This window comes from Desulfoplanes sp. PS50, assembly GCF_053851535.1.
Window position 1 is genome coordinate 53,095 of record NZ_JBSPZA010000025.1, and the last position, 7,919, is coordinate 61,013.

Annotated in this window: 5 protein-coding genes; all 5 read left to right on the forward strand. The window is 60.0% G+C overall.

Annotated features, from left to right (window positions below):
• Positions 1-27: 27 nt before the first annotated feature.
• The gene (locus ACTVJH_RS11610; RefSeq protein WP_455990773.1) at positions 28-1,293 is read left to right on the forward strand and encodes a metallophosphoesterase family protein; all 1,266 of its coding nucleotides are present in this window, start codon (positions 28-30) and stop codon (positions 1,291-1,293) included.
• Positions 1,290-4,802, forward strand: a complete 3,513-nt coding sequence (locus tag ACTVJH_RS11615) for an AAA family ATPase (protein ID WP_455990776.1) — start codon at positions 1,290-1,292, stop codon at positions 4,800-4,802. The genes ACTVJH_RS11610 and ACTVJH_RS11615 overlap by 4 nt, the downstream gene beginning before the upstream one ends.
• A gap of 203 nt (positions 4,803-5,005) precedes the next feature.
• Entirely contained in the window at positions 5,006-6,031 is a 1,026-nt protein-coding gene (locus ACTVJH_RS11620) for an XdhC family protein (protein ID WP_455990779.1), read from the forward strand.
• Positions 6,028-7,182: a DVU_1551 family NTP transferase gene (locus ACTVJH_RS11625; RefSeq protein WP_455990782.1), complete on the forward strand. Its 1,155-nt coding sequence runs from the start codon at positions 6,028-6,030 to the stop codon at positions 7,180-7,182. Before ACTVJH_RS11620 ends, ACTVJH_RS11625 begins: the two co-directional genes overlap by 4 nt.
• Positions 7,179-7,790, forward strand: a complete 612-nt coding sequence (locus ACTVJH_RS11630; protein ID WP_455990785.1) for a histidine phosphatase family protein — start codon at positions 7,179-7,181, stop codon at positions 7,788-7,790. Before ACTVJH_RS11625 ends, ACTVJH_RS11630 begins: the two co-directional genes overlap by 4 nt.
• The last annotated feature ends 129 nt before the right edge of the window (positions 7,791-7,919 follow it).

The following is a 7,919-nucleotide window of genomic DNA, read 5'->3' on the forward strand; positions in this document are numbered from 1 at the left end:
ATGATCAGAGACGGTTACGAGGTAGTCATGTTCAAATTTATCCATGCGGCCGACATCCATCTGGACAGCCCGCTTTGCGGTCTGTCCAGATACGAGTCGGCTCCTGCCGAATCCATCCGCAACGCCTGTCGCAGGGCCCTTGAAAATCTGGTGGATCTGGCCATTGACGAAAAAGTCGCCTTTGTTCTTCTGGCCGGTGACCTGTATGACGGGGACTGGAAGGACTACAGCACGGGCATATTCTTCAGCCGCCAGATGGGCCGTCTTGACCGGGAGAACATCCGGGTCTTTGCAGTGGCCGGCAACCATGACGCAGCCAACACCATGACCAGGGCCCTGGTCACTCCCGCCAACATGACCCTCTTTGCATCCCATAAACCGCAGACCACGGTACTTAAAGATATCGGCGTGGCCATCCATGGCCAGAGTTTCAGATCCCGCCATGTCCAGGACAACCTGGTCGCCGCCTATCCTCCTGCCCGGGCGGGGTTGTTCAACATCGGTCTTGCCCATACCAGCCTGGACGGCCGCGAGGGCCACGGGGTGTACGCCCCCTGCTCATTGGTCGACCTCCAGTCCAAAGAGTACCACTACTGGGCTCTGGGACATGTGCACAAGCGGGAGATCGTCTCCCGCGATCCCTTTATCGTGTTTCCCGGGTGTATCCAGGGACGGCATATCAGGGAGACCGGCGACAAGGGGTGTGTGCTTGTCACGGTCGACGATCTGGCTGTCACCCGGGTGGAACCCGTTGCCCTGGACGTGTTTCGCTGGGCCCTGTGCGCGGTGGATCTGGACGGTGCAAAGGACGAAAACAGCGTAATGCAACGTGTTCGCGAGGCACTCCACAAAGAACGGGTCAGGGCGGATGACCGGCCCCTTGCCGTGCGCGTCCGGTTGCAGGGAGCCACTAAAATGGCCGGAGATCTGGCCGCGCAGCCTGAGGCCTGGCTGCAGCGGATCCGGATGCTCGGGGCGGAGATTGCAGGGAGCGAGATCTGGGTGGAGCGGCTCGAACTGGCCGCCACCGGCAGACTTGATCGCGATGCCGTGATGAACGAGGATTCGGGATTTGCCCGGATGCTCCGGGAGATCGAGGCCATTCCCTGTCATTTTGATGCGATCGAGGGGGTGAATGAGATTGTCGAGGAGCTGCTGCAAAAGGTGCCTGCCGAGGCCCTCGTCCCGGAATTCAAAACAAACATCCATGATTCCGACGCGATGTGCAGGCTGGTCAGCGAGGCCAGGCAGATGCTCGTGGGGAGGCTGCTGGCCATGGGAGGCGACCAATGAGAATCGATCGTTTCGACCTGCTTGCCTTCGGACGGTTCACGGATACCTCGCTGGATCTCTCCGCAGGTGAGCAGGGACTTCATCTGATTTATGGGAACAACGAGGCGGGAAAAAGTACCTCCCTGCGGGCATTGGTCGCCTGGCTGTTCGGCATTCCTGTCCGGAGCCAGGACAATTTTCTCCACACCCATGCCCAGCTTCGACTCGGCGGCAGACTCAGACGTGCAGACGGCAAGACCCTGGAATTCGTGCGCAGGAAGGGGAATAAGGGAACTCTCCTTGATCCCGCAACTGGTGAGGTCATGGATGATGCGCTTCTCGAACCCTTTGTGCCCCGGGGAATCGATGAATCTCTGTTCCGGCATCTCTACGGCATCGATCACGAACGACTCGTGGCCGGGGGGCAGGAACTTCTGGATCAGTCCGGGGATGTGGGTCAGGCCCTGTTCAGTGCGGCCGCAGGAACGGCCGGTTTGCGAAACGTGGTCAGCGAGCTGCGTGCAGGGGCTGAAAATCTGTTCAAGCCCAGGGCGTCGACCAAGGTGATCAACCAGGCTGTGGCCAGCTATAAGGAGGCGCAGAAACGAATCAGGGAGACAACCCTTCCGGTCTCCGAGTGGAAACGGTTGCAAAAGGAACTTGCCGACACCCTCGAACAGATCAAGGAGATCGAAGAGATCATCCGCCGGGCCAGCGGGGAGAAAAGTCGGCTGGAGCGTCTGGTTCGGGTCAAGGGGCCGCTGGCTGAACGTCGCGTTGTTCGCGCTCGTCTGGCTGAGCTTCAGGCGGTTCCTCTGCTGCCAGCTGATTTTGAGGCGAACTGCAGGATGTTTACAAAGGATTTTCAGGATGCCGAAAAAGCGCAGAAAAAGGGCCAGGCGCGTTTGGCCCTGCTGGACGAGGAGGCCGCATCCCTGAATGTCCGTCAGGATTTTCTGGACAACGAAGGGGTCATAACCGAGCTGTTCAAGGAATTGGGCGCGGTGGAGAAGACCATGAAGGACCGTCCCCGGCAGGACGGCCAGCGTCGGCGACTGCGCAACGATGCCATGCTGATCCTCAAGAGTATCCGACCGAACGCCACGCTCGAGGATGCCGATCAGCTCCTCCGCCCCCTGCTTAATAATCAGAAATGGGTCATAACGCTTGCCCAGTCGTATGAACTGCTGGCGCAAAAACAAAAGACAGCCGAGACCCTCCTGCGGGATATCGAGGACGAGCATGCCGCGGTGAAAAAAGAGCTTTTCCAGATTCCGCCGTCGGGGAGGGATTTGAGGGAGATCAAGGCGACCATTGCCGCTGCCCGCAAGGCCGGAGACGTGGAGGCGCGTCTGGCTGACAGTGCGCAGCGGGCCAAGGATGCGATGCAGACTGTACAGGCGGGTTTTGCCGCGCTGGGCCGGTTTGCCGGAACGCATGACGAGCTTGAAAAGATTCCCATGCCGGTATCCGAGACCCTTGATGCGTATGAGAAGCGTTTCGACGAGATCAGCGATGCCTGCAAGGATCTAAATACCAGGCTCAAGGATGTTCTGGAGCAGAAAAAGAATGCCGAGCAGGAACTCAAGGTGCTGCTTCTGCAGGAACATGTCCCGACATTAATGGATCTGGAAGACTCACGTTCGTTACGGGAGAGGGGCTGGGCACTGATCCGGGGGAGGTATATCGAACAGCGTGATGTGGGGGAGGCCGTGACTTCCTATGCGCCCGCGGGTGATCTCCCCGGAGTGTATGAGGATGCTGTCTCCCAGGCAGACAGGGTCGCCGATGCGATGCGTGCCAGCTCGGAACGGGTTGCCAAACGGGCGAATCTGGAGGCGCGAATCGAGGAGTTCGGGGTGCGCATCCAGAAGCTGGAAGAGGAAGAGCTCGCCGTCCAGCGGACTCATGATGCATTGAACCGGGCCTGGGAGGATGTCTGGAAACCTCTGGGTATCGAGCCGGGCACGCCCAGGGAGATGAAGCAATGGCTTCTGCGGGCGGCAAAATTGATCACCGACATGAAGTCGGCCAGACTCGTTGCCACGGAGGCGGCCAGGCTCGAGGCGGAAGAGACTCGGCACAGAGAGGCGGTCGCCCGGCAGATAGCCGTGTTCGACGCGCAATTATCCACCAGGGATATGGGACTGGCGGCCATGATCGAATGGTGCGAGCAGCGGGTCGAGCATGCCGAGGACCGTCTCAAGCAGAGGGCGCGGCTTCAGCAATCTCTGGAGATGATCGGGCAGCGCATGACCCGTGCAAAGGAGGCCTTGGAAGCTGTCAAAAAAGAGCGCAGACAATGGGCAGCGGAATGGTCTCAGGCCATCGACGGGCTGGGTGTGGCCCCTGATGTCCATCCTGAGCTTGCCAAGAGTATTCTTGAGCGGCTTGCAGATTTTTTCAGGACCTTTGATGAATCCGAAGCCCTGGGTCGGCGTATCTTCGGGATGGATCAGGTGGAGAAAGAGTTCGAGACCAGGGTGCTCCAGCTGGCCGATCGGGCGGGATGGGAGATGCACGAACAGGATCCCAGGTCTTTTGTCACCCAGTTGAACAGGGATGTGGTCGAGGCGCGCGATGCCCGGGCCACACTCAAGAAGATCAGCGGGCAGAAAAAGGATATCAAGGAAGAAATAGAGAGCGCCCTGATCACCATGGCCACGGCACGGGAGAATCTGGCACGGCTCAGGGAACTCGCCGAGGTGCAGAGTGACGAGGATCTGGAAGCAGCCGGTGAACGATCCCGGGACAAGCGGGAACTCATGCAGCGGCTCGACAGCCTGGAAAAGGAGCTGATCCGCAACGGAGACGGTCTGCCTATCGAGACCCTGGAAAAGGAGTTCGATCAGGCGGAGATGGATGCCATCACCGAAGACCTCGACAAGGTACGATTGACCCTTGAGGAGTACCAGAAAAAGCGGGACGAACTGCGCGATGTCCGGCAGACTTTGCAGAATGAAATCCAGGCCAAAGACGGCAGTGCCCTGGCGGCCGGGGCCTCTCAGGATGCCCAGGAACACCTGGCCGTGATTGCCTCCGGGATGGAAGAATATCTCCGACTGCGCATAGCGGGACAGATCCTTGAACAGCGCATCGAGACCTACCGCAGGGAAAATCAGGGCCCGCTTCTTGGCAGGGCCGGGGAGCTCTTTACCCGGCTGACCCTGGGTTCGTATGACGGACTGCGTGACGAATTGGACAGTGCAGGCAATCCCGTATTGCTCGGCATCCGTCCCGGAGATGCCGAGGTTCCTGTGGAGGGAATGAGCGAGGGGACCAGGGACCAGCTTTACCTGGCCCTGCGCCTGGCCACCCTGGAGCGCCATCTCGGCACGGGAGAGCCCATGCCCTTTGTGGTCGATGATATCCTGATCGGTTTCGATGACCAGCGCACCCGGGTCTGTCTCCAGGTTCTTGCAGAGCTTGCCGCGAGAACCCAGGTACTCGTGTTCACCCACCACAAGCGGGTCGTGGAGCTCGCCCGGGAGATCGAGGCTCGGGCCGGACTTTTTGTGCATCAGCTTTGATGTTTCGTGCCGATATTGCGGAAGGGATGTGAGGGGATTTCAGCCCGATGCAGGGCTAAAATCCCCTTGTGCGTGGAATGGAGCCGGGGTGGTCGCCCGTGGATCGGTTCCTCAGAAGGCAGGGATAAACAGGTTGAGACCTGGTTTTTTCTGCGGTAGGGCATGTTTGTTATGCAATCTGAGACATATGCCAAGGTGGTGTGATGCGCGATTTTTTTCAGAATATCCAGGAACGGCTCGACCGGGGCGAATCGGTCGCCCTGGCCGTGATCGTCAGTCAGAAGGGATCGACCCCCCGGGATGCAGGAACCATGATGGCCCTGTTTACGGACGGCTCCCTTGTCGGGAGCATCGGGGGCGGATCTGCCGAGGCCGAGGTCATCCGTGCCGGACGCATCCTCATGGAACGGGGCGAATCGCGACGGGTGACCAGGAAGTTTTCCATGACCGACGGCAAGTCGGCAAGCAGCATGGGCATGGTGTGTGGCGGGGAAGTCGAAATTTTGCTGACCCTTCTCGAACCGGGCGATCATGATCTTGTTGCAGCGGTGGTCGAACATATCGGACGTGAACGCTCCTGCTTTCTGGCCTTTCCCCTTGGGGATGAGCCCGTCAAAGGCGCTCCCCTCGTCCTCGTGGATGGCGAACATGGCATTGGGCATGTCGATTGTATCCATATTTTGTCCAAGGCGGGGATTCCTCCCCGGCCTGTAATCATTCCCGCACAAGGCAGAAGATGGTTTGTCTGCCCGGCTATGGGAGCACCCAAGGTCTATTTTTTCGGGGCCGGCCATGTCAGTCGAGCAACGTCCGAGATCGCGGCGCTGGCAGGGTTCGCTCCCGTTGTCGTGGACGACCGTCAGGAGCTGGTCACTGCGGAATTGTTTCCTTTTGCCCGGTCCATCCATTGCCCCGCGACGTTTCATGATTGTGTGTCCGACTTCACGTTGACCCGCAATGATCTGGTGGTCATTGCCTCGCGGGTACCCCTGCTGGACAATGTTCTGTTGGAACAGGTTCTGGCCACCCCGGCCGGATTTGTGGGGATGCTCGGCAGCGTCAGGAAGCGCGATGCCATTTTTGCCGATCTTCTGGCCAAGGGCGTGGCGCAAGGGGATATCGACCGGGTGTCCTGCCCCCTGGGTGTATCCATCGGGGCCAGGACCCCCCAGGAGATCGGGGTGAGCATCGTGGCCCAGCTCATCCAGGCGCGGAGGAGAGGGTTGTGAAGGATATAGGTGCCATCATCCTGGCAGCCGGGGAATCATCGCGTATGGGCAGGTGCAAAACGCTGCTTCCCCTGGGTGGGCAAACCGTGCTGGAGCATGTGATCGACCTGTTCCGGGAGGTCGGGATCGGGCACATCTGCGTGGTCACGGGATTTCACGCGCAGGCGATCCGCCCGTTCATTGCCGGGCCCGGGGTGTTCGAGGCCTGCAATCCGCATCCCGAAGAGGGCATGTTCTCCTCCATCCGCACCGGGATCAGGGCCTTGGACAATCAGTGTGCAGCCATGTTTCTTTTGCCCGTGGACATTCCCCTGGTCCGTTCGTCCACCCTGCGGCTCGTGGAAGAACAATGGAGAAAGGATGCCGCGACTGTCGTCATCCCCTGCTTCAGGGAGCGCAGCGGCCATCCTCCTCTGGTGCCCGCCATGCTGGCCTCCCAGATCGATGACTGGAGCGGACCCATGGGGCTGCGCGGTTTTTTCGCATCCATAGGCGAGCGCATCGTATCCGTTCAGGTCCCTGACGAGCACATGCTCATGGATATGGATACACCCGAGGCGTATGAGCGCATCCGCTTTGCCCATAAAGGGTTCCCTGTCCCGTCCCGGGAGGAGTGCCTGGTTTTTCTGGAAGCGGTCTGCCCGCTCCCGGCGAACATCCGGGCCCACTCACTCATGGTCGCGGGGTTGGCCCGGAGCATGGGGGAGACCCTGAATCGCTGCGGGGAAAGGTTCGACCTCGATCTCCTCGAAGCGGCGGGACTGCTCCATGACATTGCCCGGCTCGAACCGTGTCATGGTCCCCGGGGTGCCCGCATCCTCGAAGCAATGGGATTTCCCGTGGTGGGGAAGGTCATTGCCCCCCATTCGGACATGGATGTGCCAAAGGGTTCACCCATCACCCATGAGGAGATTCTTTTTCTGGCCGACAAATATTTCAGGGGAGAGACGCCTGTTTCGCTGCGTGTGAGGTATCAGGCCAAGATGGAGCAGTACGGAATCAATCCCGAGGCCCGAACCCATGTGAAAGCACGGCTGGCTCATGCCCTGCACTCCGAAGCCCGTTTTCAGGAACGAACGGGAATCGTGTTGGAGGAATTGGCCCGTTGTGTGGCCGGCCATTCCCGGGACCAGGGGAGGCCGGGCCGATGAAGATCCTGCTGCTACGTCATGGAGATTGCCGTACGGACGGGGAGAAACGGTATGTCGGACAGCTCGACCTTCCCTTGAACGATCTCGGCATCAGGCAGGCCCGGGAGTGGAGGGATGTTTTTGCCGCAGATCTCCCGGACAGGGTCATAAGCAGTGACCTGACACGTGCCATGCAGACCGCAAAGGTCGCCCTCGAGGGGCTGCCTGTGCGCATCAAGCCGCAACCGGGACTGCGGGAGATATCTTTGGGTGACTGGGAGGGCATGGCCCGGCAGGACGTGCGGACCCGGTTTTCCCGGGCCTATGCCCGCCGGGGCGAAGATCTGGCCGGATTCCGTCCCCCGAACGGGGAGAGCTTTCAGGATCTCCAGACACGGGTGGTGGGAAGGTTCTCCGCCCTGTGCGCTGGATGCGATCCCGGCGAGACCCTGCTTCTGGTCACCCATGCCGGGGTGATCAGGGTCCTGCTCTGCCACATTTTGGGCATGGACCTCCAGCGGCTGTTCACCCTGGCCGTAGACTACGCCCGGATGGTCTGTCTGGAAGGGACTCCTGCCGGTTGGGTGGTCAGAGGCGTGAATCTGGCGCCGCCCGGAATCGGGCGATGAGGCATGATCTTTTTTGTATATGCGAAGGCCCGCATGCAGTGCAAATTCTACGGGGACATCTACCTCTCCCAGCAGGGACGTTTGCAGGGCATGGAATACCTGGATCTGGTCCTCTCGGAAATCCACGGA